Origin of the sequence: Ensifer sp. ENS02 (assembly GCF_014851885.1) — a bacterium.
GTDB classification, from domain to species: domain Bacteria; phylum Pseudomonadota; class Alphaproteobacteria; order Rhizobiales; family Rhizobiaceae; genus Ensifer; species Ensifer adhaerens.
In genome coordinates, this window is sequence record NZ_JACVAO010000001.1 from 776,512 (window position 1) to 802,442 (window position 25,931).

A 25,931-nucleotide genomic window follows, 5' to 3' on the forward strand; every position below is an offset into this window, starting at 1 on the left:
CCGATTGCTGTTCCTGCCGAACCGCCTATATCGGAACCATGCTCAGCGCCATCGTCAGCCTCTTCGAGAACTGGATCAAGCCCTTCGCACCGCGCGAGCGCCTGCAGCCGCCGAAATCGCTCTGGGGGTTTGCCTGGTTCTACGCCAGACAGGCCAAGGGACCGTTCATCGCTATGGCCGTCTTGGGTGGCCTCGTCGCCATGCTGGAGGCGGGTCTTTTCTACTTCGTTGGGCGGCTCGTCGATCTGCTCGACACCGTGAAGCCGGAAGCTGGCTGGAGCGGGTTGATCGCCGCCAATGGCCCGGAGCTTCTGTTCATGCTCCTGACGGTCATGGTCTTCCGTTTCATCGCGGTGTCGTTGGCGGCGCTCGTCGAAGAACAGGCGATCACGACAGGCTTTTTGAACCTGGTGCGTTGGCAATCCTACGTGCACGTCGCCAGGCAGTCGCTGACCTTCTTTCAGAATGACTTTTCCGGCCGCATCGTCACCAAGGTCTGGGCCGGCGCGCAGGCAACGAGCGACCTGCTCGTCTCGCTGCTGCAGGTCGTCTGGTTCATCGTCATCTACACGGCGTCCACCATGGCGCTGGTGGCACAGCTCGACTGGCGTCTGGCCGCGATGGTCGGCTTCTGGATCGTCGTCTTCCTGGTGCTGGCGCGCTTTTTCGTTCCACGCATCCGCAAGCACGCCCGCGATACCGCCGAAATGGCGTCGATGCTGAACGGTCGCATGGTCGATGCCTATTCCAACATCCAGACATTGAAGCTCTTCGGGCGCGACGAGGAGAACGACCGCTATATCCGCGGCGGCTTCGACCGGTTCCAGCGCGCGGTCATCCCGTTCACGCGGCTCTTGACGGCCGTGCGCGCCTCACTGGCACTGCTTTCCGGCTTAATGATCACGGCGATCGCGGTCTACGCCATCCATCTCTGGCTCGCAGGCTCGATCAGTTCCGGCGCGGTCGCCTTCACGCTGGCACTGGTGCTCCGGCTAAACATGCTGCTTGGCCGCATGATGACGCAGTTCAACTCGATCATGCGCAATATCGGCACGATCCAGAACTCGGCCGAACTGGTCTCGCAGCCGATCGGTCTCGTCGATCGGCCCGATGCGACGGAACTGGCCGTGAGCAAGCCGGAAATCCGCTTCGAGCACGTCCGCTTCCACTACGGCAAGGGCGACCGCGTCATCGACGATTTCTCGCTGGTCGTCCGTCCAGGCGAGAAGGTGGGCATCGTCGGTCGCTCCGGCGCCGGCAAGTCGACGCTCGTCAACCTCCTGCTGCGCTTCTACGATCTTGAGAGCGGGCGCATCCTGATCGACGGCCAGGATATCGCATCCGTCAGGCAAGAGTCGCTGCGCGCCCAGGTCGGCATGGTCAGCCAGGATACTTCACTTCTGCACCGCTCGATCCGCGACAACATCCTCTTCGGCCGTCCCGACGCGAACGAGGAGCAACTGATCGCTGCGGCGCGGAAAGCCGAAGCCTACGACTTCATCGCCGACCTGCAGGACCAGCGCGGCCACAAGGGGCTCGACGCCCATGTCGGCGAGCGCGGCGTCAAGCTTTCGGGCGGACAGCGGCAACGCATCGCGATCGCCCGGGTGATGCTGAAGGATGCGCCGATCCTGGTGCTCGACGAGGCGACCTCGGCGCTCGATTCCGAAGTCGAAGCGGCGATCCAGTCCAATCTCGACCGCCTGATGCAGGGCAAGACGGTGCTCGCGATCGCGCATCGGCTGTCGACGATCGCCGCGCTCGACCGGCTGGTGGTGATGGACAAGGGGCGGATCGTCGAACAGGGAACGCACGCCGACCTTGTCGCCCGCGGCGGGCTTTACGCCGGGCTCTGGTCACGCCAGTCCGGCGGATTTCTCGCCCGGGAAGAGGCGGCGGAGTAGGGCGCTTTACGGACGCCTTCAAGCCCATCCGGCGGGCGCAAATTCCGCCCAACTGATGGCCGTCAAGTCCTTGTGCCAATTGGCCGCGCTTTTCCCCGCGACAATCTGCCCACATGCCCTTGTCAAGGCTGGACATAATTTGCGATCAAGCATAGAACGCGCCGGATTGACGGGGATTCTGCGTGCTGTGCGCGCGCCGATTCTTTTCGGATTCTGTGCCGATGTCGCATTTGCAACCGCAAGGCGATGGGGCGACAGCACTATGAATAGGGCGTGGTTCCTTGACCTGGATCAAACCGCAAGGGGCAGGAATTTCGCCGGGGGCGGATGCGGTTTCCGCAATATTGCGTGAGAGGATGGTTTAGCCGTGAGCGAACACGACACTTCAAGCGAGGCCTTGGGCGAGCCCACTCGCCGCGACTTCCTTTATCTGGCTACCGGTATGGCAGGCGTCGTCGGCGCTGGTGCCGTCGCCTGGCCGTTCATCGACCAGATGCGTCCGGATGCATCAACGCTCGCGCTCGCCTCGATCGAGGTCGACGTATCGAGCCTTCAGCCCGGTATGTCGCTGACGGCGAAATGGCGCGGCAAGCCGATCTTCATCCGCAACCGTACGGAGAAGGAAGTCGAGGAGGCAAAGGCCGTCAAGCTGGACGAGCTTAAGGACCAGGTTGCGCGCAACGCCAACCTTCCGGCCGACGCTTCCGCGAGCGACCTCGATCGTTCCGCCGGCGAAGGCAAGGAAAACTGGATCGTCATGATCGGTTCCTGCACCCATCTCGGTTGCGTGCCGCTTGGCCAGGCCGGTGATTTCGGTGGCTGGTTCTGTCCCTGCCACGGTTCGCACTACGATACGGCCGGCCGCATCCGTAAGGGTCCGGCGCCGGAGAACCTTCACGTGCCGACCTTCTCGTTCGTATCCGACACAGTTATCAAGATCGGTTGAGGGGACTACTGATAATGAGTGCTGAACATTCAACCTACACGCCGACGACTGGCATTGAGAAATGGGTTGATTCCCGTCTGCCGTTGCCGCGTCTCGTTCACGATAGCTTCATCAGCTACCCGGTTCCCCGGAACCTGAACTACGCCTACACCTTCGGCGCCATGCTCTCGGTCATGCTGATCGTCCAGATCCTGACCGGTATCGTGCTGGCCATGCACTACGCCGCTGAAACGACCGTCGCCTTCAACTCGGTCGAGAAGATCATGCGCGACGTCAATCACGGCTGGCTGCTGCGCTACATGCACGCCAACGGCGCATCCTTCTTCTTCATCGCCGTCTATCTGCACATCGCCCGTGGTCTCTACTACGGCTCGTACAAGGCTCCGCGCGAAATCCTCTGGATCCTCGGCGTGGTCATCTACCTCCTGATGATGGCGACCGGCTTCATGGGCTACGTTCTGCCCTGGGGTCAGATGTCCTTCTGGGGCGCGACCGTTATCACCGGCTTCTTCACCGCCTTCCCGCTGGTGGGTGAGTGGATCCAGCAGTTCCTGCTCGGCGGCTTCGCCGTTGATCAGCCGACGCTGAACCGCTTCTTCTCGCTGCACTACCTGCTGCCCTTCATGATCGCCGGCGTCGTTGTCCTGCACATCTGGGCGCTGCACGTAACGGGTCAGACCAACCCGACCGGCGTTGAAGTCAAGTCCAAGACCGACACCGTGCCCTTCACGCCCTATGCGACGCTGAAGGATGCACTCGGCGTTTCCGTCTTCCTGATCATCTATGCCTGGTTCGTCTTCTACCAGCCGAACTTCCTCGGCCACCCGGACAACTACATTCCGGCTGACGCGCTGAAGACGCCCGCTCACATCGTTCCGGAATGGTACTACCTGCCGTTCTACGCGATGCTGCGCGCCATCACCTTCAATGTCGGCCCGATCGACTCCAAGCTCGGCGGCGTTCTGGTGATGTTCGGCTCGATCATCATCCTGTTCTTCCTGCCCTGGCTCGACACGTCCAAGGTCCGCTCGGCCGTCTACCGTCCGTGGTACAAGCTGTTCTTCTGGGTCTTCGTGGCCAACGCCATCCTGCTCGGCTGGCTCGGCTCGCGTCCGGCGGAAGGCCTGTACGTCGTGATGTCGCAGATCGGCACGCTGTACTACTTCGGCTTCTTCCTCGTCATCTTGCCGGTCCTCGGTCTGATCGAGACGCCGAAGCGCATTCCGAACTCCATCACCGAAGCGGTGCTGGAAAAGCAGAATGCCAAGGCGCAGCCGGCTGCCGCGCGCGCCTGATCAGAACAGCGATTGATAAGGAACCCACAACAATGAAAAAGCTTGTTACAGGCATTCTGTCACTCGCTGTCGTCGCTGGTCTCGGTCTCGGTACGGCTGTTGCCGAAGAGGCGAAGGGCGGCGAGGAGCATGGCGGCGGTACGCCCCACTATCCGATCCACAAGCCGGAACAGCAGGACTGGAGCTTTGCCGGTCCCTTCGGTCACTACGACAAGGGTCAGCTTCAGCGCGGCCTGAAGGTCTACGCCGAAGTCTGTTCTGCCTGCCACTCGATGAACCTGGTGTCCTTCCGCACGCTGGAAGGCCTGGGCTATTCGGAAGGCCAGGTAAAGGCCTTTGCGGCGAACTACGAAGTTCAGGACGGCCCGAACGCCGACGGCGAGATGTTCACCCGCAAGGCTGTCGCCTCCGACCACTTCCCGTCGCCTTACGCGAACAAGGAAGCGGCTGCCGCATCGAACAACGGTGCAGCTCCGCCGGACTTCTCGCTGATCGCCAAGGCTCGCGGCATCGAGCGCGGCTTCCCGCAGTTCATCTTCGACATGTTCTGGCCCTACCAGGAAGGCGGCCCGGACTACATCCACGCGCTGCTGACCGGCTACCAGGATCCGCCGCAGGGCGTCGAAGTGGCTGAAGGCACGCACTACAACCCGTACTTCGCCAACGCTGCCGCGCTGGCGATGGCTCAGCCGATCTCCGCCGACCAGGTCACCTATGACGATGGCACGCCGCAGACGGTCGACCAGTACGCAAAGGACGTTTCGGCGTTCCTGATGTGGGCCGCCGAGCCGCACCTCGAAGAGCGCAAGCGCACCGGCTTCATGGTCATGGTGTTCCTGCTGATCTTCACCGGCCTGGTGTACCTCACCAAGAAGTCGGTCTACGCCAACAAGGAACATTGATCGGCTCCGGCTCAGGCCGGTACGACCAAGACCCAACGAAAAAGGCCCCGGTTCGTCCGGGGCCTTTTTCGTTTGCCACCGTGCATCCCGACACCGTTGACCTTGGGCGAGGAATTTGGCCGGACCTGCAGCAAGTTCGCGATGCTTCACGCATTCCTTTGGCGAAGGGCAGGCGGCTAAACACCAGTCGCTCGCAGGACAGGCTTGCGATGCAGACAGCAGCTACCGTATTCGGCCGATCATTGGCCACCGCACCGATCTCGGATTAAGGCTGTGCCGGGCAGCGGAAGGCCGGCCTACGCATCGGAAGGACCTGGTCTCCAGCCGCTTGCCGCAGCCCACCGATCCGCGCGTCGAATGACCTGCCACAAGTGTTCCGACTTGCCCTCGGTATAGGCTGCCCGGTCGTGGCGATGTCGGCTTGCCAATGCCCGCTTCAGCTCGACGTATGGGCCGTGTTCCTCGGCATGGGCGCGCATGTAGTCGCGAAACAGCAGCGACCATTGTTCCTGCCAGCTTCCCGCTCGGCGCACGTGGATGTGCGTGCGTTCGTCGCCAGGGCGCTCACGAAAGTAGCGTTTCGCCAGATCGGTATTCTGCGGCCGCCACAGGTAGCCGATCGCCGCCATTTTTTCCGCCAGCACGTCGAGGGACTCCAGATCGGCAACGGAAATCTGAACATCGATGATCGGCTTGGCAGCCAGACCACGGATTGCGGTGGAGCCGATATGGTCGATACGCAAGGCATGATCGCCCAAAACCTGGCGGATCGTCTTCGCCTTGGTGGCAAACCGCTCCGCCCAATCGGAGGACCAATCGCAGATTTCAATCGGCTGTGTCGTGCAAGGCAGCTCCCTATCCATCGGACGAACTTCAGATGCAGAGCGTGATGATGTCAACATTCATTCCTGCGTTCCACCTGTCTGGCTGGCAGAGTGTCTGGCCGTCCGGATGCCGTTAAGGACGACTGCATGTTATGGTTGCATAGACCGTTGGCGCCCGCCTAGAAGGCTGCGTTATTGTTTCTTCAGAGGGGTGAATCTCGATGTCTATTTCTTTCAAGCGCCTGGCGGTGGTCGCCGTGGTAGCTCTTGCCTTTGTTCCCGGTATTGCACAGGCCGAGAGTTACGCGACGCTCACCAAGCAAGGCTACGCCACCGGCAAGCTCTCCAGGGGCAAGTCCGGCGCCTGGGGCTGGGTGGTCGGCAACGGAGAGAAGACGTTCTTTTGCCGGCTGAACGTCGCTTCTGCCTATGTTAACAAGAAGGAGATGGTGAGCTTCACCGCAAGCGGCCGCATGCTCAAGATCGACCGTGCGACCTACGACGGCGCGCTCGGCGGACCGGACCCGAACAAGCCTTACCTGAAGGATCTGCAGGCGGGCCGGGTCAAGCCCGCCAATGTCGGCGGCTGTTCGCCACTGCGTTGAGCCGGTCCAGTCAGCACGCGTCGCCAGGCGCGGCTAAAGCATGTCGACAGCCCGTTGTTCACGACACCCGCCTACGAACCCAAATCCCCTTCGCGCAGCCGTGATTAGCGGGTAGTGGCTCGAACTTGCGACAAGGGGCAGAGTCCGGTCGTACGCGTGCCGGGAGCGCCTTAAGGAGCGCTCTGCATCATAAGGGATCGCCAGTATCTTAGCGGAAGTGATCCGTCGCTTTTCTTCTCTGATATCCCTGCAAACGAAAACGGCCCCGTCGCAAGACGGGGCCGTTTTGATTGTTTCTATCCGGGCTCGCTTAGCTGAAGCGACCGGCGGCGTGGGCGAGCATCGTATAGACCTTGCCGGTATCCGACGTCAGGTAGGTCTGGGTGATGCGCTTGTCCGGGTCGTTGCGGGCGACATCTGCGAGCAGCTTCTCGAAATCTGCGATGTAGCGATCGACAGCGGTGCGGAATTCCGGCTCGCGGTCGTACTTGCGCTTGATCTCGTCGAAGGTCTGCTGGCCCTTCAGCGTGTAGAGGCGACGCGTAAAGACGTCGCGCTCGCCGCGCTGGTAGCGGCGCCACAGATCGACCGACGCATCATGATCGATGGCGCGGGCGATATCGACCGAAAGCGAGTTCAGCGATTCAACCACGTGGCGCGGGTTGCGGCTGTCGCCGGCCCGTGCCGTCGGCTGAGCCTCGGCCGGACGCTGCGGCGCGGGCGAGGGTGCTTCTTCGCGCGACGCCGCACGGAGCAGGTCACGCATCCAGCCACCACCTTCGGCGACCTCGTTGCTCACAGCCTGCGTCGGCGCCGGCTGGCGAACGGCGGGCTGCTCGATACCGAGGCTGCCGCGCAGCGCCGGTGCCGGTTCCTGACGGCGCGGCTGCTCGATGACGGGCTGCTGCGCTACAGGCTGCTGTGCCACCGGCTGGGGCTGCGGCTGTGCGACCGGTTGCGGCTGCGGGGCTGCCTGCTGCTGCACCGGACGGGCGACCGGAGCGGCGGCCGGCTGCTGGCGCAGCGGCTGGGCCACTTCGAGCTGCGTCGAGGACTTGCCGATGATGTCGGACAGTTCCTGCAGCGCCTTGATCTGCTCGCCGACGGCACGGCGCATGACGGCCGCATTTTCCTTGGCTTCTTCCGGCAGGTCGAAGGCGCCGCGCTTCAGCTCTTCGCGGGTCATGTCGAGTTCCTTGCGGATCTCGCCAGCCGAGCGACGGATCTCGTCAGTCGCGCCGCTGAAGCGGCCGATCGCCTCGTCGATTGCGACGCGAACGGCGTCACGCAGCTGGTCTGCGACGCCATCGGACTTCTTGCCGCTTTCGGCAAGCATGCGCTCGATGTCGGACACCGAGGCCGCAACGCTGCCGCGCAGACGCGAGGCGACTTCCTTGGAGCGCTCCTCGGCATTGGCAAAGGCACCCTCGATCGAGGCACCGGCATCTTCACCGACCTTGGCGATCGCCTGGCGAAGGGCTTCCGATGCGCCGAGCGCACGGCCTTCGACGGAGGAGAGCGTCTTGTTGACGTCGGCAAACGAGGTCTCGACGCCCGAGCGAAGCGTGTTGGCAATCTGGCGCGAACGCTCTTCGGCACGGCTGAAGACCTGCTCGACCGAGGCGCCGGCTTCGTCACCGGCCTGGGCGAGCGTGTTGCGCATCGATTCAGCAGCTTCCGCCGCGCGCTGTTCGGCGCTCGTCAGCAGGCGACCGACATCGGCGAAGGACTGCTGGATGCCGCTGCGCAGGTTTCCGGCAACGTGGCCCGAGCGTTCTTCGGCCCGCTGGAAGGCGCCGTCGACGAAGCCTTCGAGCGCACGCATCGTGCGTTCGATCTCTTCCGAGCGCTGGACGAGGCCGACCGACAGGGTGCGAAGCGCATCCTGGCGTTCCTCGAGCGTGCTGACGAGGTTCGACTGGGCCGCGCCGAGCAGGTCGGAGGCCTGGCCGAGAACGCGCGAGTGGTCTTCGAACCGGCCGACAATGCCGCCGATCTGCGACAGGGTCGAGGCGGAGATATCGGAGAGCTTGTCGACCTTGCCTTCGATGAGGCGGGTGGAGGTCGACAGCATGTCGGAGGCCTGACGGGTCGATTCCGACACGCGGGCGATCGTCGATTCCAGACGCTGGTCCATTTCGCCGAGGTTGCTGCTCGCCTGGTCGATGACCGTGGCAATGGCCGCATTGTTGTTGGCGAGCTGGTCGATCAGGCCAAGGGCGGTCGACTGCAGACGGTTTTCGACCATCTTCATCGCCTTTGCCGTCTCTTCGGCGCGGTAGGAGATCGCGTTCAGCGTCTCGCCCGTGCGCTCGGCGATGGCGTTGACGAGGGCGGCGTTTTCCGCACGCAGGCGGTCGGCGCTTTCCTGTGTCACGGCAGCGATGCGCTCGGCTGCCTCGCGGCCGGTGGCGGCATACTGGTCGATGACAGGGCGTGCCTGCTCGTCGATCAGGCGCGACAGCTCCATCGAGCGGCCGGCGAGCATCGAGTTGAGTTCGCGGGTGCGCTCGTCGAGCGTGGTGCGGATTGCTTCGCCACGGGCTTCCAGCGCCTTCTCCGTATTGCTGAGGCCCTGGTGGATGTTGTCGGCGTGGTTGGCGATCTGGCTGTGCGTTGCGGCCAGCCGTGCGCTTGCGGTGTCGGCCGCGTCGGCGATCGAGCGGGCAAGCTCGGCATGACGTGCAGCGGTCGCTGCCGCCTTCTGCTCGATCGAGTTGGCAAGCTCGGCGTGGCGCGCGGCGGTGGCGGCTGCCGTCTGGTCGATCGTGTTGGCGAAGTCTGCCTGGCGAGCAGCAAGTGCGGAGGCGAAATCGTCGCCTGCCTTCGACAGCAGCCCGGCCGAGCGGACAGCTTCCGCGTCGATTTCCTGAGCTGCACCGCTGATGGCGCCGCGCAGGCTGTTCACAAGGCCGGCGGCCTTGTCTTCCATGCGCAGTGCCTCTGCGTCGAGTTCCTGGGCGACGTCGCCAACGGCGCTGCGAAGCGTGTTGACGAGGCCGGCAGCCTTGTCTTCCATGCGCAACGTTTCTGCGTCGAGTTCCTGCGCGACATCGCCAACGGCGCTGCGGAGCGTGTTTGCGAGACCGGCTGCCTTGTCTTCCAGGCGCACGGCTTCGGCATCGAAGTCCTCAGCCACGCCGCCGACTGCGCTGCGCAGATTGGCGACAATGTCGGACGTCTTGCCTTCCAGGCGATTGGCTTCAGCGTCGATATCCTGCGTCGCCTCGTGAACGGCGCCGCGCAGGCTGGTGACCAGAACGGCCGCCTTGCCCTCGATCGTGCGGTTGACGTTATCAAGGCCGATGTTGAGGGCACGATCCATGGTGCCGAGGCGTTCGGCGATGCGTTCCGCACCGGACTCGATGGCGCCGGTGATCCGGGTTGCCGCAACTTCGCTCATGCGGTCGATGTCGCCAGCGCGGTCACCAAGGCTGTCGGCGATCCGCTGTCCGGCGCCGTCGACGATCTGGTTGACGCTGCCGACGCTGTCGCGGACCCGATCTTCCAGCGAGCTGAGGCTGACTTCCAGGCGCAGGCCGGTATCGTCGACCAGGGTGTTGACGTCGTTGACGCTGCCGCGGATGCGGTCCTGAAGGACGCCGAGGCTGTTTTCGATCAGTGCACCGGTCTCGCCGACGATCGCGTTGACGCCGCTGACGCTGCCACGGATACGGTCTTCGAGCGCGCTGAGGCCACCTTCGACACGGGCCGCCGCATCATCAACGACGGAGCCGACATTGGTGACGCTGCCGCGAATGCGGTTTTCGAGGGCACCGAGATTGCTCTCGATCCGTGCGCCGGTGTCGTCGACCACGGCGCCGACATTGCCGACGGTGCCACGAATACGGTCTTCGAGGACGCCAACGCGGGTCTCGAGATGCATGCCGGTTTCGTCGACGATCGAGCTGATGTTGCCGGCGCTCTCGCGCATGCGCTCTTCGAGTGCGCCGAGGCTGGTTTCAACGCGCATGCCGGTATCGTCAAGGCGATCGTTGAGGCCGTTGATCGACAGGTCAACGCGGTTGGTGAGGCTGTCGGCCGCCAGGCTGATCTGGTTGGCGGTTTCGGCCAGGCGCTCGGCAATATGGCCCGTGGTCGAGCGCATACGGCTGTCGAGCACTTCGCCGCTGCGGTCGATTGCGCCGGCGAGTGCCGACTGGCGCTCTTCGAGCGACATTTCCAGCATGCCGGCGCTGGTGGCGAGCGTCGTGGCGATCGCGGTCGACTGGTCGGCAAGCATGCCTTCGAGCTGCTCGCGGCCCTGGCCGACGGCAAGGTTGATGGCGTTGATGCGGTCGTCGAGCGTGACGCGGATCTGTTCGTGCGTGGACGAGAGCGTATCGCGCAGGTGCTCGGCGCGGCCGCTCAGCGTCTCCTCGATTTCCGCTGCCTTGCCGGCAAGCGACGCGGTCGCTTCGGTGGTGCGCGCCGTCAGCGCATCGGCGATGTGCGCGCTGGTCTCGGTCAGCGTATCGGAGATCTTGCTGACACGGCCGCTCAGATCCTCGGCGATGCGGGCACTCGTCTGGGTGAGCGTATCGGAGATCAGGCTGACGCGGCCGCCGAGGTTTTCTGCGATCGTGTTGACGCTCTCGGAGAGCTTCTGCTCGATATCACCGACACGGTCGGTCATGGTTTCGGCGACGGCGGTTGCCCGGAAGGTCAGGCTGTCGGCCACGTCTTCGGCGTGACGGCTCAGCGTATTGGCCATCTCGTTGGCACGCGACGACATCGTCGAGGTGATGGCTGCGGCGCGCTCGGCGAGTACGCCGTCAAGCGCCGTCGTCTGGTTGGTGAGCGCGTCGGAGATCGCTTCGCCGCGTTCGGAAAGAACGCGCTCCAGCCGGTCGGCCGTGCCGCTGACGGCGGTGTCGATCGAGTCCGCGCCCATGGAGAGGATCGTCGACAGCGCGAGCGTCCGTTCCGACAGGGTGTTGTCGAGGCGGTGCTGGCTGGCAGCGATCGCGCTGGTGATCTCGTCGGTCGAGCCGTGCAGGGTCTGCTCGATGCGGGCGTGCGCGGCCTGCAGGCCGTCGACGAAGGCAGCGGTACGGCTGTCGAGACCTTCGGTCAGGCGCTGTTCGCTCGTCGTCAGTGCGCTCGAAAGTGCGTCCGCACGCTGGCCGAAGCCGTTTTCGATGCGGTCCTGTGCCTGGGTGAGGGCACCCATAAGGCCGCTGGTCTTTTCGGAGAGCACGCTGTCGATGCGGGTGTGCGCATCGCCGATCATGTTGCCGAGTTCCGTGGTACGGCTCGCAATCGTCTCTTCGATGAAGTCCTGGGTCGCGCCGAGCGTGGTCGCAAGCGTCAGCGACTGGTCGGAAAGGGCCGAGCCGATCTTCTCGATGCTGCTGTCGAGTGCGCCGCCGATCGCTTCCGAACCGCCGGAGACGGTCTCGTTGATGCGGTGCAGGCTTTCCATGAGCTTGGTGTCGAGCAGGCTCGCACGCTTGTCGAAGGCGGAGGCAAACTCGTGGAACCGCTCGTCGAAGGCGGTTGCGAGCTGGCCGACGGTCGTCTGCAGCTTCTCTTCAAAGAAACCGCCGCGAAGGTCGAGGTCCATGATCGCGTCGTCGGCGCTGGAGCGCAGGCTCTGGCGGAAGCTCGCGCCCTTTTCGTCGAGCGTGGCGTTGAGCGAGGCGAGCACGTGGTCGAGGCCACCGGTGATGGCGTGCTGGCCAACACTCAGGCTTTCGTTGAGGTCGCGGGTGCGGGCGATCAGTGTTTCGTTGAGCTGGCGGGCGCGTTCGTTGAGCGCCGCATTCAGCTTCTCGGTGCTGGCGTCAAGCGAGGAGGCGCGCGTTTCGAACTGGCTGAGCAGGTCTTCGCCGCGCTTCGTCAGCGTGTCGCTGAGCTGGTCAAGCCGGGTGTCAAATTCAGTGCTGAGACCGAGGCCGGCAGCGGTCAGGCCCGAAAGCAGCGCATCGGTGCGGGTCGTCAGCATGCTGCCGATCGACTGCAAGGCGCCGTCCGATTTCTCGCTGAGGGCAGCCGCGCGGGTGTCGATCAGCGAGGCAAAGGCTTCGCCCGAAATTGCAATGCGCGAAGCGATGTCTTCGCTCGCCTGTTCCAGGTCGTCCTTCAGCTTGCCATGCGCACCGGAGATGGCCGAACGGATACGCTCCGAATGGCCGATGATGGCTTCGCGCTCAAGCCCGAGTTCCTGCACCAGGGTGCGCACGCGCAGTTCGTTTTCGCTGTAGCTGCGTTCGAGCGCGTTGACCTCGGAATGAACCAGCGTTTCGAGTTCGGTGGCGCGGGCAATCGTGCGTTCGATGCCTTCGTTCATCGCCGAGACTTCGCGACGGACGGCCTGGCCGACCGTCATGACGCGATCGGCAGCAGCCGTTTCCGGCTCAGCAAGGCGCAGGGCGACTTCCGCCATCGAGCGCGCTGCGTTGCGCAGTTCCTGCGCGCGGGCGATCATGATGGCAAAGGAGAAGAAGAGCATGATCGGCAGCACGATGCCGATCGCGACGCCGACGGCGCCAGGGGTGGCGGCAAGGTCGCTCAGCGAACGGATCTGCCAGATCTGCGGCCCGTAAAGAAGGTTGGCGACACCGAGGCCGGCAACCGCCCAGATGACGGACACCAGCGCAGCAACGCGGATCGCGGCGCGATTGGAGCGCACGTCGAGCGCACGCAGCATCGCCGCCGGCGAACGGCGACCATCGTCGTTGGCGGCGGAAAGGGACGGGGACTTGGGCGCAGGTTCCGGAGCGAGCGTCTTGGCCGCTTCTGCAGCACGTGCCCCGCGGGACTGTTCCGGCTGGGGCCGTGCTTTCTTATTCTGATCGGGCGTCGCCGCCTGATTGGTGGGCTGAGACACATTTTCCTCCGGATCATCCAAGGAAGTCTTGTCATTCGGGCTCGATGCAAGCTCGTCGAAATCAATCTTCAGGGCAGCTTCCAGAGCCTGGAACGCCTTTTCGTCGATCGACTCATTGCTCTTTTTCGTCGCCATAGGGATACGCCTCATTACCTTTTGCCCAGAACGGAAAGCGCCTCTGGCCCGTTAGCGGGCAGGGTCTCTTCCTCATGGGCGGTGACGGCAAGATACGCGCATCGGATCTACGCAATACCCTACTGATCACCCACTGCATTGCCTCGACGGATAGTCGCATTTGTGGCCGAATGGGACCACGCGTCGAGCTTATCCACCGGAACGGTTGCCATTTTCGTACGCGGGTCCGTTCCTAAGCGTATCGTAGTGACACATTAGCTGGGTTCTTACAATTAAGAGCGCTTGGGGTTGATTAAAATGCTAATGAAATCTTAATGCAATGCAGGTCTAAAAGCCGGAAAAGATAAGGAAATCAGAGAGTTTAACGGACGTTAACCATTTTCCCAAAATACTGCCTATATTGCGCCCGGATTTGAGCCAATAGGTGCCGGAGCCCGCCGAAGATGGAAGTCTGAACAGTGCGGGCGGCGGCACCGCTCCCGATGAAGCGATGCCGGAAACAGGCCAACATCAAACAAACAATAGGGAAATTGGCTCATGGCGGCCCTCAGGATTGCCTTTGAAGCCCCGGATAGTCCGGGAAACTCTTCTGCGTCAGGCAAAAAGCCGATCGACTTTGCTCACCTCGCCGTCCAGACGATGGGTGACAAGGCGCTCGAAATCGAAGTGCTGCAACTCTTTGCGCGCCAGGCGCGCCAGGTCTTGAAGGAAATCGCCGAAGGCGAGGGCACGCCCCGTGCCCAGGCAGCCCACCGGCTAAAGGGCGCAGCCCTTGCGGTTGGTGCCGTCGACGTTGCAAGCGTTGCCGGCGCGATCGAACACAATCCGGCCGAAGCTTCGCTCTGCGACCAGCTCGCATCGGCCGTGCTCGAAGCCGAGCTCTTCATTCTGAAGCTCTGCCGCTAGCGGCTCCCGAGCAGACAGGGGGCCTAACCGACCCCTGTCTGTCGCACGATGCCCGCGCCTCGCATAGAGGGCCCCGTGCCGGCAGCCATTGCTACCGGCGCGATCTGCGGCGACGCACAGAATGACGGCCGTTGTTGACTGGCCGGCCGATTTGTTGGAAGAACTTTCCCTGAATTTGCGCCCGCGGGGGTTCTTTTCTCAACAGGCTTTGCGCCCGGCCAATCCACCAGTTCATTCCGGAAAGAGACATGACAAAACTTACGATCGTTGCCTTTGATGGCGCGCGCCACGAACTTGATGTCGAGAACGGCTCGACGGTCATGGAAAACGCCGTTCGCAATTCGGTTCCCGGCATCGAAGCGGAATGCGGCGGAGCCTGCGCCTGTGCGACCTGTCATGTCTATGTCGACGATGCCTGGGCTCAGACCGTCGGCGCTCCGGAAGCCATGGAAGAAGACATGCTGGACTTTGCCTACGACGTCCGCCCGACGTCGCGGCTTTCCTGTCAGATCAAGATGAGCGATGCGCTCGACGGTCTCGTCGTGCACGTGCCGGAGCGCCAGGCCTAACACCTGCGTCCCACGCCCCTTCTTTCAGACCTCCGTACAAAAAAAGCGCCTCGCCGGTCGTTGGACAAGCGAGGCGAGGAGGGCGCATCGCATACAGATGAGGGAGGGAACATCTGCTGCACCAAGACACGCCAGGAGAACCCGTTCCGGCTCCGCTGTTCGATTTCTTTTTTTTCTTTTCAAGTGAACAACGTTGCGCAATTCAAAGTAAAGGCAACATCTAAGCTTTTCGCGCCGCAATCGCGTCGCGCATAACCTATTCAATTTGTGGGGCTAGTCTTTGTCCCGACCCCTCTCTCATTGGTTTGAATATAGATGAGTCGCCGGCCGGCAGCCATCGTTATATTTCACCAATAAAATACTGTGGGTATTGCCGCTGAAATGGCCCGAGCCGCGACTATAGTCAGGCTCTTCTTCGGGGTTCCGGCTTTGCTATCTACTGTTGCGCTTTCTTCAGCGTCTCCAGCCTGTATTGCAGAAGACGGATCATGCGCTTGTCGAAGTTGGCGGCTTCGGTGCGGTCGAAGCGAGCCTGATCCTTGTCATGCGCCTCGATCGCGGTTGCGCTGACGCGGGCAACGCTTTCCTGCATCTCTTCGCACGTGTCCTGCGGCTTCAACGCCAGGAACATCTTCTCCATCCGCCGCGCGTGATTGCGGGCGATTTCCGCGTGGCGCTCCTCGTGGCGTTTGATGTCGCTCGACAGAGTGTCCCACACGAGGGCGAGGTCACGTCCGGCCTGGCGGCGATACTTCCATTTGGGCAGGATGATGCGCGTGTTGAGAGTGACGCGGGCCGAGCCGACGGCGCAGCGTCCGTTGCGGCTGACATAGGTGATCGAGCCGCCGAACTTGATGCGGGTCGCGCCCGGATGCCGTGCGCCGGTCGATTTCATCATCGGGCCGCTGGCCGAGAGTGCCTTGTCCAGTTCTTCCGCAGTCCGGCCGCCGATCGAAAAATAGGAGAAGCTCTTGTTCACCACGGTTTCGCCCGAGGCCGTGCCAAGCGGGGCGGCAACCAGGAGAGCAAGAAGGGCGACTTTGAACGGGACGCGTACTCGGGACATCAATGCGTGGTTCTCTTCGGTTGAACTTCGATCAAGCTTGGGGCATAGCCAGCGCCGGCGCAACAGCAAAACGATGGCTCCCGGCCGTATGCGGATGGTGAGGGAAAATGACTTACAATCCATTTCAGAAATTTAGCTGGAAGCTGGCGCATGGACGCAGCCTCGAACTGGGGCCGCGTGGCGTTTTGATGGCGATCGTCAATGTTACCCCGGATTCTTTTTCCGATGGCGGCCGTTTTATCGATGCCGTTGCCGCGGTCGCGCAAGGGATGCGCTGCCTGGAGGAGGGCGCCTTGATCCTCGATATCGGCGGTGAATCCACACGCCCCGATGCGGCGCCCGTCAGCGCCGAGGAAGAACAGGCGCGGATCCTGCCTGTCATCGCAGCGCTTGCCCGTGATACCGATGCGCTGATTTCCGTCGACACTTACAGAGCCTCGACCGCCCAGCTTGCGGTCGACGCCGGCGCGCATATCGTCAACGATGTGCACGGCCTTCAGCGCGAACCCGACATTGCCACTGTCGCCGCCAAGAGCGGCGCTGGCATCTGCGTCATGCATACGGGCCGGGGCCGTGAAAAACTCGCAGACGTGATCGCCGATCAGTTTCATTTTCTCGACCGGTCGCTTGAGATCGCGGCTGCTGCCGGCGTGGAGCGGGATCGCATCATTCTCGATCCGGGCTTCGGCTTCGCCAAGGACACGGATGAGAACCTGGAATTGATGGCGCGCTTCGCAGAGTTGCACCGTTTCGAGCTGCCATTCCTGGTCGGAACGTCGCGCAAGCGCTTCGTCGGCGCGGTCAGCGGCCGAGAGGCGGCCGATCGCGACATGGCGACGGCCGCGACAACGGCGCTTTTGCGCGTTGCCGGCGCCTCAATTTTCCGCGTACACGATGTCGCAAACAGCAAGGATGCACTGGCGATGGCGGATGCTATGCTGCACGCCAGAGCGAGGTGAGATTTTCTCGTCCGCATTCCGCCTGAACCTGTGACTACCAATCACGCGCATGACTGCTGAGCGGCTCGACCGCGCAATCATGGCGATCCAAGAAAGCCGATGGGACTGAGAAGCATGAGCGCGACCTATATCATCACCCTCAAGAACTGCGCCTTCTTCGCGCGCCACGGCGTCTTCGATGAGGAGGAGCTTCTCGGTCAACGCTTCTTCGTCGACGCCGAGCTCGAAGTCGAACAGGGAACGGCGCTGGTCGACGACTCGATCGAAGACACCGTGCATTACGGCATCGCCTTCCAGGAGATCGAGCGCATCGTCACCGGCCGCCGCCGCTATCTGATCGAGGCGCTGGCGCTGGAAGTGGCCAAGACGCTCTGCGTGCGCTTCCCGCAGATCAAGCGCGCCAAGGTGTCGATCCGTAAGCCGAATGCGCCGGTTCCGGGTGTGCTCGATTATGTCGAAGTGACGGTCGAGCATGTCGTCTGAGGTGAGTTGGCGGGCAGCGACACTCGGGCTTGGCGGCAATCTCGGCGATCCCCGCAAGGCGATGGCCGAAGCGCTTCGCCTGCTCGATGCCCGCGACGACTGCGTGGTCAAGGCCGTCTCGCGCCTTTATCGCACGCCGCCCTGGGGCAAGACGGACCAGGCCTGGTTCTACAATGCCTGCGCCAAGGTCGACACGACGCTCGAGCCCGAAGCCCTGCTCGACGCCTGCCTTGATATCGAACGGTCGATGAAGAGGGTTCGCGACGAGCGCTGGGGGCCGCGCACGCTCGACATCGATGTGCTGACCTTCGAGGGCGTGGCGCAAGCGGGCGGGCGGCTGGAGTTGCCACATCCGAGGATGACCGAGCGCGGTTTCGTACTGATGCCGCTTGCCGATTTCGCCGCCGACATGGCTGTTGGCGGCCGTCCGGTCGGCGACTGGCTGCAGCAGGCTGACGTCGCAGGCATCGAGGTTGCGGATGGTGACATGAGCTGGTGGCGCGCAGGCGCCTGAACAGGACCGCAACATAATCCACAAACGACAAAGCCCCGGTCGATGCCGGGGCTTCGTCGTTTATTCGGGTGTTGAACGTTACTTGATCGAGCCGACAGCGATCGCGTCGATCTGGCGGTTGAGGCTGACGCCGATGACCGGCACCATCGTTTCTTCGACCTTGACCGAAATGGTGATGTTCATCGTCTGGTCGTCCTGCAGACGGGCGATCATGGCGCCATTCAGCTTCTTGCGATTGATGCCGACGACGACCTTGTCCTTGGCGACGTTGCCGGAAATGATATCCAGGCCCTTGCCCTCGGCGCCGTCGAGAAATTTGCCGGTATAGGTGTTGCCCTTCTGTGTGATCAGCGCCGACATCGGCTGCTTGAACACGCCGACGCGGCAGAAGCCGTCGAGCTTGATGCCGGTGTCATCGCCCGCAACCGGTTCGCCCGAGAGATCGCAGGTGAACTTGGTGCCCTTGTACTTGCCCGCGACGATCTCGCCCGGGCCCTTCCACTGGCCCGCGACCTTCTCGAAAAAGACCTTGTCCTTGGCGCCGGAAAAAGCCGGTGTCGCAAGGCCGACGGTGGCTGCAAGCGCGAAGGCGGCAGCGCCGCGAGCGATCAAAGAAGGGCGCGAGAACATAAACGATCCTTGATGGGTCAACGTCCGAAACTGAAAGCCACATTTGCGCGCAAATGGTTAACGGACGGTTTCTGCGCGGTGCGCGGCGCGGCTTCTTTGTGGCCGAAAAGCGGATTGACCACAGCATTTTTGGCTTAGGAAATACAGTGGGTTGGCGGATTTCGGCGAGCATTGTGCGGGGACATGAAACTTGCCCCAATCGCGCTACGTATAACCATGGGAAACGGGAGATTTCCCATGGTTACAGCAGGACATGATTCCGAATCGACCGCGTCAGACGCACAGCAGAGCCTGGTGATATCGCGGCACCGGCTGACAACCCGGCTTACCCATTGGGGATGGGCCGGCGCGCTGTTCTTTCTGTTTCTCAGCGGCCTGCAGATCTTCAACGCGCACCCGGCACTCTATGTCGGGCAGCAGTCGGGTTTTGCCTTCGACAACAGCATCCTGTCGATTGGGCCTGTGCGTGAACGAAGCGGCGAGGTTCGCGGCCTGACGACAGTCTTGGGGCTGAGCGTTGACACCACTGGTGTCCTGGGCGTCAGCGGGCCGGAACAGGAGCGGGCCTATCGGGCTTTTCCGGCCTGGTTGACCGTGCCGTCCTACCAGGACCTCGCCACCGGCCGCGTCGTGCACTTCTTCTTCGCCTGGATGTTTGCCGTCGTCTATTCCATCTGGCTGGTCGCAAGCGCGATCAACGGTCACCTGCGGCGGGACATTCTTCCCGCTTTGGCCGACATCCGCGCCTTGCCCGCGACCTTCATCGCGCATCTGCAGTTTCGCTTCGAACATCACGGGCGTTACAACAGCTTGCAGAAACTCTCCTACGGCATTGTTCTCCTGGTCTTTTTTCCTCTCATGATCGCGACAGGGCTGACGATGTCGCCGGGCATGGACGCCGGCTGGCCCTGGCTGGTTCAACTCTTTGGCGGCAGGCAGTCGGCCCGCACGATCCATTTCGTCGTGATGCTTCTGCTCGTCGGCTTCTTCACTGTGCACATCGCCATGGTTTTTGCCGCTGGTCCGATCAACGAGATGCGGTCGATGATTACTGGGCGTTATCGCATCAGGCGTTCGGTGGACCGGGGAGGAAGGACATGAGCGCGTTCCTCCTCAGTCGCCGGCGCTTCCTGGCGGCGGCGGGGGCTACGGCCTCGTCGTTGCCGCTTGCCGGGTGCGACGCACTCGACGGCCTCGTTGGCAGTGGCAGTCGCGTGCGCGACTTTCTTGCATCCGCCAACAGCCTTACTTACCGAGCACAGCGGCTGCTGGTGCCGGCTGATCGGCTGGCGCCGGAATTTGCCGAGAGCGAGATCCGGCAGGGGCAACGACCGAACGGCTCCAACGACCCGGGTGATGCGACCTATCTCGCGCTGAAGCAGGACGGCTTTGCCGGATACCAGCTTCGCGTTTCCGGCCTGGTCGAGCGACCGCTTCACCTGACGCTTGCAGAGCTGCGAAACATGCCGTCGCGCACCCAGATCACCCGACACGACTGTGTCGAGGGCTGGAGCTGCATCGCCAAGTGGAGCGGCGTTGCCCTTACTCGCGTCCTCGATGAAGCCCGGGTGAAGCCCGAGGCGCGTTACGTGGTCTTTCATTGCTTCGACAGCATGCCGCTCGGCCTTGGCGGCTCGGTCGCCTATTACGAATCGATCGATATGGTCGATGCGCATCACCCGCAAACGATCCTCGCTTATGACCTGAACGGTGCGGCTTTGCCGGTTGCCAACGGCGCTCCACTGCGCGTCCGGGTCGAACGCCAGCTGGGTTACAAGATGGCGAAGTACATCCAGGCGATCGAAGTCGTTGCCGATCTCGCGCCCTTCGGTCGAGGGCGCGGCGGCTATTGGGAGGATCTCGGCTACGACTGGTATGCGGGGATCTAGTTTCGCGACCGCGCTATTTCTCGCCGCTTTCGCCAATCACGCGTCCGGCGCCGGGGCTGAGGTCGGCGAGAAAATCACCGATCCCGGGACGCTTCAGCGCGCGAAACGGCATCGGGCGGCAAAGGTCCATCGCGGCGATGCCGATGCGTGCGGTCATCAGGCCATTGATGACGCCTTCGCCCAGGCGCGCCGAGAGCTTCGAAGCCAGCCCGTGGCCGAGCACCTGCTGGATCAGGCTGTCGCCGGCGGCAATCGAGCCGGTGACGGCCAGATGAGCGATCACGTCGCGCATCAGCCGCAAGAGGCCGAGCGTGCCGGGGCGACCGCCGTAAAGTTCGGCCATGGCGCGGATCAGACGGGCGGATTCGTAGAGGACGTAGCCGAGGTCGACGAGCGCCCGCGGGCTGACCGCCGTGACGATCGACACGCGCTTGGAAGCCGCGAGAATGAGGCGCCGCGCCTCGCGGTCGAGTGGGCTGAGCAGCTCGCGCTCGGTGAGTTCGATCACGTGCGGACCGTCGATGATCTCGCCTTCGCTTTCCTTCAGCCGTGTGCGCCCGCGCGCCGTCCGCGGATTGCTGGCCAGCAGATGGACGAGCTTTGCCTGCGCCGCGCGCGCGGGTTTCGCACTGGCCGAAGCGGCCGCCGCTTCCGTTTCCGCTTTCAGCTTCTGGATCGCCGTGAGCTGCATTAGCCCCGAAAATTCGCGGCCAACGACGATCAGCAGCGCCAGCAGACCGATCGCGACGACGGCAAGCGCGGCGTAACCGAGCCAATCGGCACGCGCGAAGAGATCGCGAAGCAGGCGGTCGACCCAGAGGCCGGCAGCCAGTGACAGGATGATGCCGAGGGCGCCGGTTGCGATCTTGCCAACTGACAGGCGGCGCTTGCTAGGACTTGCTTCGGGCAAGGCGAGGGCCTCCACCGCAAGCGTGGTCTCACGGAAAGGGTCTTCCGCATCGGGTGTCAGCACCACATTGTCGTCGAAACTTGCGGGCGCGCGCCGCGCGCGCAGCTGCGGACGGGCCTCGGCGGGCTTGTCTTCGCCAACTGAAAAGGCGCCGGGACGGCGGCTGCGACCGTTGCTGTCGTCACTCATGCGAGCCGGTCTCCGAACAGGAATTGCATGGCCCGGTCGAGGCGGATATGCGGCACCGACAGTTTCAAGCCGCCGCCGGTTTCCTCAAGATGTGGCGGGCGGAAGCGAACAAAGCTGAGTTCCGGCAGCGGATGAGCGCTTTCGAGATAGGTCGTCGCGCCGGACCGGGTCTCCATCGTCTTGAAAAGAACTTCAGGATCTTCCGGCAAGTCACCGGGAAATATCGCTGTTTTCCTTTCTCCATCGAAGATTTCGCCGTTGATCTTCTCGCCGGCAATCGGGGTGCCGACGATGACCGGCAGCGCATGGCCGTCGTGGTTGACGGTCGCTTCGCGGGTGGCCCGGACCGATGCGAGCGCCATGACCTCGAGGCCGGCGCCGCTCAATCCGATGCTTTCGGCGGCGCGATCGACGAGGCGCGCGGCGATGCGCTCCAGCCGGTCGTGGCTTTCGTGATGCAGGTGATCCGCCTTGGTTGCTGCGATCAGCACCTTGTCGATCCGTCGCGTCAGCAAGGACGAGAGCCAGCTGTTGGTCCCCGGACGGAAGCAGGCAAGCACGTCGGCCAACGCCTGCTCGAGATCGAGCAGCGCCTCCGGGCCGTTGTTGATCGCCTGCAGGGCATCGACGAGCACGATCTGCCGGTCCAGGCGCGCGAAATGCTCGCGAAAGAACGGGCTGACGACATGTTTCTTATAGGCTTCGTAGCGCCGCTCCATCATCGCCCAGAGCGAACCCTTTGGTGCACGGCCCTCGGGTAGGTCCGGAAGCGGCGAGAAGGTGAGCGCCGGCGAACCTTCGAGGTCGCCCGGCATCAGGAAACGTCCAGGCGGCAGGGTCGAGGGCGAGCGTTCGTCCGCCTTGCAGGCCCTGAGATAGCCGGTGAAGCTCTCGGCGAGCCGGCGGGCGCTGCTTTCGTCGGCGGTCGCCGTCGAGCCAGCCGACGACGCAAGCGTCCGCCATTCGGCCGACAACTTCGCACGGCCAGGTGCACGGGCGCGCGCCACCGAATTGTTGCTGAACTCGCGGAAGTCCTGCGCGAGCAGGGGCAGGTCGAGCAGCCATTCGCCGGGATAGTCGACGATGTCGAGCGACAGCCGGCCCGGCGAGAACAGCCGGTTCCAGCCGCTGGCGCTCTCATATTCAAGGGTTATGCGCAGCTGCGAGATGGCGCGCGTGGAGTCTGGCCAGATGCGATCGCGCACCAGGGCTGCGATATGATCCTCATACTGGAAACGCGGCACGGCATCGTCGGGCTGCGGCTCGAGCCTGACCTTCGAGACCCGGCCCGAACGCACCGCCTCGAACACCGGCAGGCGCCCGCCGTTCAGCAGATTGTGCACCAGAGACGAGATGAAGACGGTCTTTCCCGAACGGGACAGGCCGGTAACGCCGAGCCGGATCGAGGGATTGACGAGGCCGGAGGCGCGGTCGGTGAGGTTGTCGAGCGCGATCAGCGCGTCGTCTTTGAAGCTGGTCAGGTTAGGCGCCAAGTCTTGGTCTTTCTTGCGGCGTGTTTCCCGGGGTCGTTCGCATCGTCAAGCCCGCCGAACGACGATCGGCTGCGGGCTGCCTCCGCGATATAGGCACTAATTGCGGCGCCGCAACGCGCACGTGTCAATTCTTCTTACGGTGCGCCTTCATGGCGTTGGCAACAGCAGCGATACCAGGCGGGCGGAGGCAGCGTCAGACGGCAGATCCAGAATGGCCAGGCCAGCCGGCGGATATCCATCGGGAAGCGCTTCGCGGGCGGCCTCGTCGCCCACCAGGTTGCAGAGCAATTGTTCGATCATCGGATTGTGGCCGACGAGCATCAGCGCGTTTACATGCCGGTGCGCATCGATGAGGTCGAGATAGATGCTCGTCGGACCGGAGTAGAGCGCATCGATGTAGCGGATATCCAGCTCTTCGCTGACCGTGCGGAAGAACGGCTCGGCCGTTTCGCGGCAGCGCACCGCCGTCGAACAGAGGATGCGGTCGGGGCGGATGCCCTGGTCTGCGGCCGTCTGGGCAAGCCGCTCCGCATCGATGTAGCCGACCTCGTCCAGCGACCGATCGAAATCGCGTTGGCCCGGCAGGGCCCAGCCGGAACGGGCGTGCCGCAGGAGGTAGAGGCGGAGAGCCTTGGGGGCGCTGTCTTGCATCGATCGGTTCCGGCGTTGCCTGCCGGTTGCAGCGACAGGGTAGAATTTTGCCGGCTTTCATGTCGGCCGGCAGACCGTCACCTTTCCCCGCACGCACCATAAAGATCAAGCTGGCCGCCGTGATTTTTTCGGGGACTGCCGGTGCTGCGCTTTGCCGCGGTCGTGAATGGACGGTAAAATGGCGCAAACACGTCATTGTCACTTTTCAGCGAGCAGAGGCGGCGGCTTCGGTGGGCGCAAGTTGGAAATCAAGATCCGATGTGTAATTTTGATGAAATATTCGTCAGTTAGCCTGAAACGCTAGCAACATTAAAATACGGTTGAGTGTCTGTTGCGAGGCTTGAATCACGGCTTCCATAGGTCTATACACCGCCGCAATGAGATGTTCTTCAGGAGAATCGCGTTGAGTGAGAAGATCGATCTTAGTACCTTCGTCCTTTCCGAGGACGATGAATTCATGAATGCCAACCACCGGGCGTACTTCCGGGCCAAGTTGAACGCTTGGAAAAACGACATCCTTCGCGAGGCACGCGAGACACTGGATCACTTGGCAGAGGAGAGCGCCAATCATCCGGATCTCGCAGACAGGGCTTCTTCCGAAACTGATCGGGCAATCGAGCTCAGAGCCAGGGACCGCCAGCGCAAGCTGATCTCCAAGATCGATGCGGCGTTGCAGCGTCTCGACGAAGGTACCTACGGCTACTGCGAAGAAACAGGCGAGCCGATCGGCCTGAAGCGACTGGACGCCCGTCCGATCGCGACCCTCTCGATCGAGGCGCAGGAGCGCCACGAGCGGCGGGAAAAGGTCTACCGGGACGAATAAGCTTTCGGGCTTTCGTAACAGTCTGAAAAAAGGCGCGGGTCAAACCGCGCCTTTTTCCGTTGTCCCGAATTTATTCCGAAGCAACGAAGCGGCTCTTCGCTTCGATGCCTGGGCTCAGACAAGTATCTCGCTGCCGTCGCGATGCCTGACGTCGCCGCCAGGCCAATGCGGCAATCAGGGCTTTCGCCCGGCGGAAATGTCGGCCAGCATGCGGTTCATCTCTTCTTCGATTGTCGGCTCCTTATGACCGCCGTCGGCGACAGGCGCGCCAAGCGTCGGCTCCTGACGGCCGGAATGGGCCGGCGCACGGTTTTCCGGAGTGACCGATGTTGCCGGACCCAGGCGCTGCAGGTCGCCGGTGATCTCCGCGTCGAGAAGGCGCTCGAAATCAGAAAGGGCGGTCGCAGGAGCCGGCTGCGGTTGGAGCTGAGGCTGCGACTGGATGATCGCTGCGGGGCGCTGAAGCTGCTGGGCCGGCTGCATCTGAATGGGTTGCGGCTGTACAGCCTGCGCCATTGCCACAGGGCGGTTCATGGCTGCATCGACGTTGACCGCGGGTGCTGCGACGGAGGTGATAGACGGGCTCTCGGGTGCGGGCTGGGCGACAGGGCGAGCGAGAGGGCGCTGCTCTGCAGCAAGGGCAGGTGCTGCCACCGGGCGCTGTTCGGCCGTAACGCGCATGGGCGCCACCGGCTCGACGCGAGCGACCGGCTGTTCCTCTGTCCGGGTGATGGGGCGAACCGGCGTCGCGACGACGGGTTCGGCCTGCATTGTCGGCGCGGGCTGCTGAACGGGTTCCCTGACTGCCGGACGGCTTTCAGCCACCGGTTCGGCCACCTTGCGTTCGATGACAGCTGAGCGTTCGCTGACGGCCGGGCGCTCGTCGCCGCCGGCGACGATCCGGCTTTCGATGACGATATCCGTCGGCCCGCCAATCATGATCAGGTGCTCGACATCGTCGCGGCGCACGAGCACGAGACGGCGCCGGGTGTCCACAGCGGCAGCATCGAGCACGGCCAGGCGCGGCTGGCGGTTCTTGCCGCCACGGATGAATGGCGAGGAAGGACGGTTGCGCATGATCCAGAGCACGGCCACGAGGCACAAAAGTCCAATCGCGACCGCTGCAGCGGCGATGACGAACCGGCTGCCGTTGTCGGCGATGATCGTTTCCATCATAGGGTGAACTCCTTCTGCCTTTCGAGTGCCAGTATTTGACGGCTTTTTTCGGGCTCGGACAAGCACTTCGCCGACATTCCCTGTGAATTGGCTCGAATGCTTCCGCACAGGTGCTTTTTGCTGTTATCTCTGATTGTTAAAGATGATTCTTGTCCGAATGATCGAGGGCGTGTCGGCTATGGCCGATTTTGCCCGGCGGTTTGAGCGGATGCCGGCCGGAAGGGCTGGGC

Annotated in this window: 21 protein-coding genes; 13 read left to right on the forward strand and 8 right to left on the reverse strand. The window is 63.1% G+C overall.

Annotation, left to right across the window (positions count from 1 at the left end; translation table 11 throughout):
* Nucleotides 1–38 precede the first annotated feature (38 nt).
* From IB262_RS03935 to IB262_RS03950, 4 genes are all read left to right on the forward strand, one after another.
* The gene (locus tag IB262_RS03935; RefSeq protein ID WP_112976761.1) at nucleotides 39–1,904 is read left to right on the forward strand and encodes an ABC transporter ATP-binding protein; all 1,866 of its coding nucleotides are present in this window, start codon (nucleotides 39–41) and stop codon (nucleotides 1,902–1,904) included.
* Between the two features lie 367 nt (nucleotides 1,905–2,271).
* Entirely contained in the window at nucleotides 2,272–2,850 is a 579-nt protein-coding gene (gene petA, locus IB262_RS03940; RefSeq protein ID WP_034794992.1) for a ubiquinol-cytochrome c reductase iron-sulfur subunit, read from the forward strand.
* 14 nt (nucleotides 2,851–2,864) lie between these two features.
* Nucleotides 2,865–4,145: a cytochrome b N-terminal domain-containing protein gene (locus IB262_RS03945; protein ID WP_034794990.1), complete on the forward strand. Its 1,281-nt coding sequence runs from the start codon at nucleotides 2,865–2,867 to the stop codon at nucleotides 4,143–4,145.
* 32 nt (nucleotides 4,146–4,177) lie between these two features.
* A complete protein-coding gene (locus IB262_RS03950; RefSeq protein WP_034794986.1) occupies nucleotides 4,178–5,047 on the forward strand; it encodes a cytochrome c1 in 870 nt (289 codons plus the stop codon).
* A gap of 296 nt (nucleotides 5,048–5,343) precedes the next feature.
* Here IB262_RS03950 and IB262_RS03955 read toward each other — a convergent pair whose 3' ends face one another.
* A complete protein-coding gene (locus IB262_RS03955; protein ID WP_034794983.1) occupies nucleotides 5,344–5,910 on the reverse strand; it encodes a GrpB family protein in 567 nt (188 codons plus the stop codon).
* A 182-nt stretch (nucleotides 5,911–6,092) separates the two neighbouring features.
* Between IB262_RS03955 and IB262_RS03960 the strand changes: the two genes are divergently transcribed.
* Nucleotides 6,093–6,476 carry a hypothetical protein gene (locus IB262_RS03960; protein ID WP_112976760.1) on the forward strand — a complete coding sequence of 128 codons (384 nt, stop codon included), beginning with the start codon at nucleotides 6,093–6,095 and terminating at the stop codon, nucleotides 6,474–6,476.
* Nucleotides 6,477–6,786: 310 nt separating this feature from the next.
* Here the strand turns inward: IB262_RS03960 and IB262_RS03965 are convergent, their stop codons facing one another.
* Nucleotides 6,787–13,443: a kinesin gene (locus IB262_RS03965; RefSeq protein WP_034794624.1), complete on the reverse strand. Its 6,657-nt coding sequence runs from the start codon at nucleotides 13,441–13,443 to the stop codon at nucleotides 6,787–6,789.
* Between the two features lie 537 nt (nucleotides 13,444–13,980).
* Here IB262_RS03965 and IB262_RS03970 point away from each other — a divergent pair.
* On the forward strand, nucleotides 13,981–14,349 hold the full coding sequence (locus IB262_RS03970) for an Hpt domain-containing protein (protein WP_034794621.1): 369 nt from the start codon (nucleotides 13,981–13,983) through the stop codon (nucleotides 14,347–14,349).
* 248 nt (nucleotides 14,350–14,597) lie between these two features.
* The gene (locus IB262_RS03975) at nucleotides 14,598–14,918 is read left to right on the forward strand and encodes a 2Fe-2S iron-sulfur cluster-binding protein (protein ID WP_034794619.1); all 321 of its coding nucleotides are present in this window, start codon (nucleotides 14,598–14,600) and stop codon (nucleotides 14,916–14,918) included.
* A 436-nt stretch (nucleotides 14,919–15,354) separates the two neighbouring features.
* Here the strand turns inward: IB262_RS03975 and IB262_RS03980 are convergent, their stop codons facing one another.
* Nucleotides 15,355–15,984, reverse strand: a complete 630-nt coding sequence (locus tag IB262_RS03980) for a DUF922 domain-containing protein (RefSeq protein WP_034794616.1) — start codon at nucleotides 15,982–15,984, stop codon at nucleotides 15,355–15,357.
* A gap of 107 nt (nucleotides 15,985–16,091) precedes the next feature.
* Here IB262_RS03980 and folP point away from each other — a divergent pair, with 107 nt between their 5' ends.
* The 3 genes from folP (at nucleotide 16,092) to folK (ending at nucleotide 17,940) form a co-directional block, all read left to right on the forward strand.
* Entirely contained in the window at nucleotides 16,092–16,943 is an 852-nt protein-coding gene (gene folP / locus IB262_RS03985) for a dihydropteroate synthase (RefSeq protein ID WP_034794612.1), read from the forward strand.
* A gap of 114 nt (nucleotides 16,944–17,057) precedes the next feature.
* Entirely contained in the window at nucleotides 17,058–17,426 is a 369-nt protein-coding gene (folB, locus tag IB262_RS03990) for a dihydroneopterin aldolase (RefSeq protein WP_034794609.1), read from the forward strand.
* A complete protein-coding gene (gene folK, locus IB262_RS03995; RefSeq protein WP_112976759.1) occupies nucleotides 17,416–17,940 on the forward strand; it encodes a 2-amino-4-hydroxy-6-hydroxymethyldihydropteridine diphosphokinase in 525 nt (174 codons plus the stop codon). The genes folB and folK overlap by 11 nt, the downstream gene beginning before the upstream one ends.
* Nucleotides 17,941–18,018: 78 nt before the next feature.
* On the opposite strand, the gene IB262_RS04000 is transcribed toward folK, so the two are convergent.
* Nucleotides 18,019–18,570, reverse strand: a complete 552-nt coding sequence (locus IB262_RS04000) for a hypothetical protein (protein WP_034794604.1) — start codon at nucleotides 18,568–18,570, stop codon at nucleotides 18,019–18,021.
* A 237-nt stretch (nucleotides 18,571–18,807) separates the two neighbouring features.
* Here IB262_RS04000 and IB262_RS04005 point away from each other — a divergent pair, with 237 nt between their 5' ends.
* Nucleotides 18,808–19,671 (forward strand): cytochrome b/b6 domain-containing protein, encoded by an 864-nt coding sequence (locus IB262_RS04005; RefSeq protein WP_112976758.1) that lies wholly within the window; start codon nucleotides 18,808–18,810, stop codon nucleotides 19,669–19,671.
* The gene (locus IB262_RS04010) at nucleotides 19,668–20,459 is read left to right on the forward strand and encodes a molybdopterin-binding protein (RefSeq protein ID WP_192493393.1); all 792 of its coding nucleotides are present in this window, start codon (nucleotides 19,668–19,670) and stop codon (nucleotides 20,457–20,459) included. The genes IB262_RS04005 and IB262_RS04010 overlap by 4 nt, the downstream gene beginning before the upstream one ends.
* Nucleotides 20,460–20,472: 13 nt before the next feature.
* Here IB262_RS04010 and IB262_RS04015 read toward each other — a convergent pair whose 3' ends face one another.
* The 3 genes from IB262_RS04015 to IB262_RS04025 all read right to left on the reverse strand — a co-directional run bounded on the left by IB262_RS04015 (nucleotide 20,473) and on the right by IB262_RS04025 (nucleotide 23,702).
* Complete coding sequence (locus IB262_RS04015) at nucleotides 20,473–21,558, reverse strand: TIGR01620 family protein (RefSeq protein WP_112976756.1); 1,086 nt, start codon at nucleotides 21,556–21,558, stop codon at nucleotides 20,473–20,475.
* Nucleotides 21,555–23,051 carry a YcjX family protein gene (locus IB262_RS04020; RefSeq protein ID WP_112976755.1) on the reverse strand — a complete coding sequence of 499 codons (1,497 nt, stop codon included), beginning with the start codon at nucleotides 23,049–23,051 and terminating at the stop codon, nucleotides 21,555–21,557. Before IB262_RS04020 ends, IB262_RS04015 begins: the two co-directional genes overlap by 4 nt.
* Nucleotides 23,052–23,198: 147 nt before the next feature.
* Nucleotides 23,199–23,702, reverse strand: a complete 504-nt coding sequence (locus tag IB262_RS04025; protein WP_112770860.1) for a histidine phosphatase family protein — start codon at nucleotides 23,700–23,702, stop codon at nucleotides 23,199–23,201.
* A gap of 403 nt (nucleotides 23,703–24,105) precedes the next feature.
* Between IB262_RS04025 and dksA the strand changes: the two genes are divergently transcribed.
* Nucleotides 24,106–24,525, forward strand: coding sequence for an RNA polymerase-binding protein DksA (gene dksA / locus IB262_RS04030; RefSeq protein WP_034794589.1), 420 nt, complete (start codon nucleotides 24,106–24,108; stop codon nucleotides 24,523–24,525).
* Nucleotides 24,526–24,699: 174 nt separating this feature from the next.
* Here the strand turns inward: dksA and IB262_RS04035 are convergent, their stop codons facing one another.
* Nucleotides 24,700–25,701: a flagellar biosynthetic protein FliO gene (locus IB262_RS04035; RefSeq protein ID WP_112976754.1), complete on the reverse strand. Its 1,002-nt coding sequence runs from the start codon at nucleotides 25,699–25,701 to the stop codon at nucleotides 24,700–24,702.
* Between the last annotated feature and the right edge of the window lie 230 nt (nucleotides 25,702–25,931).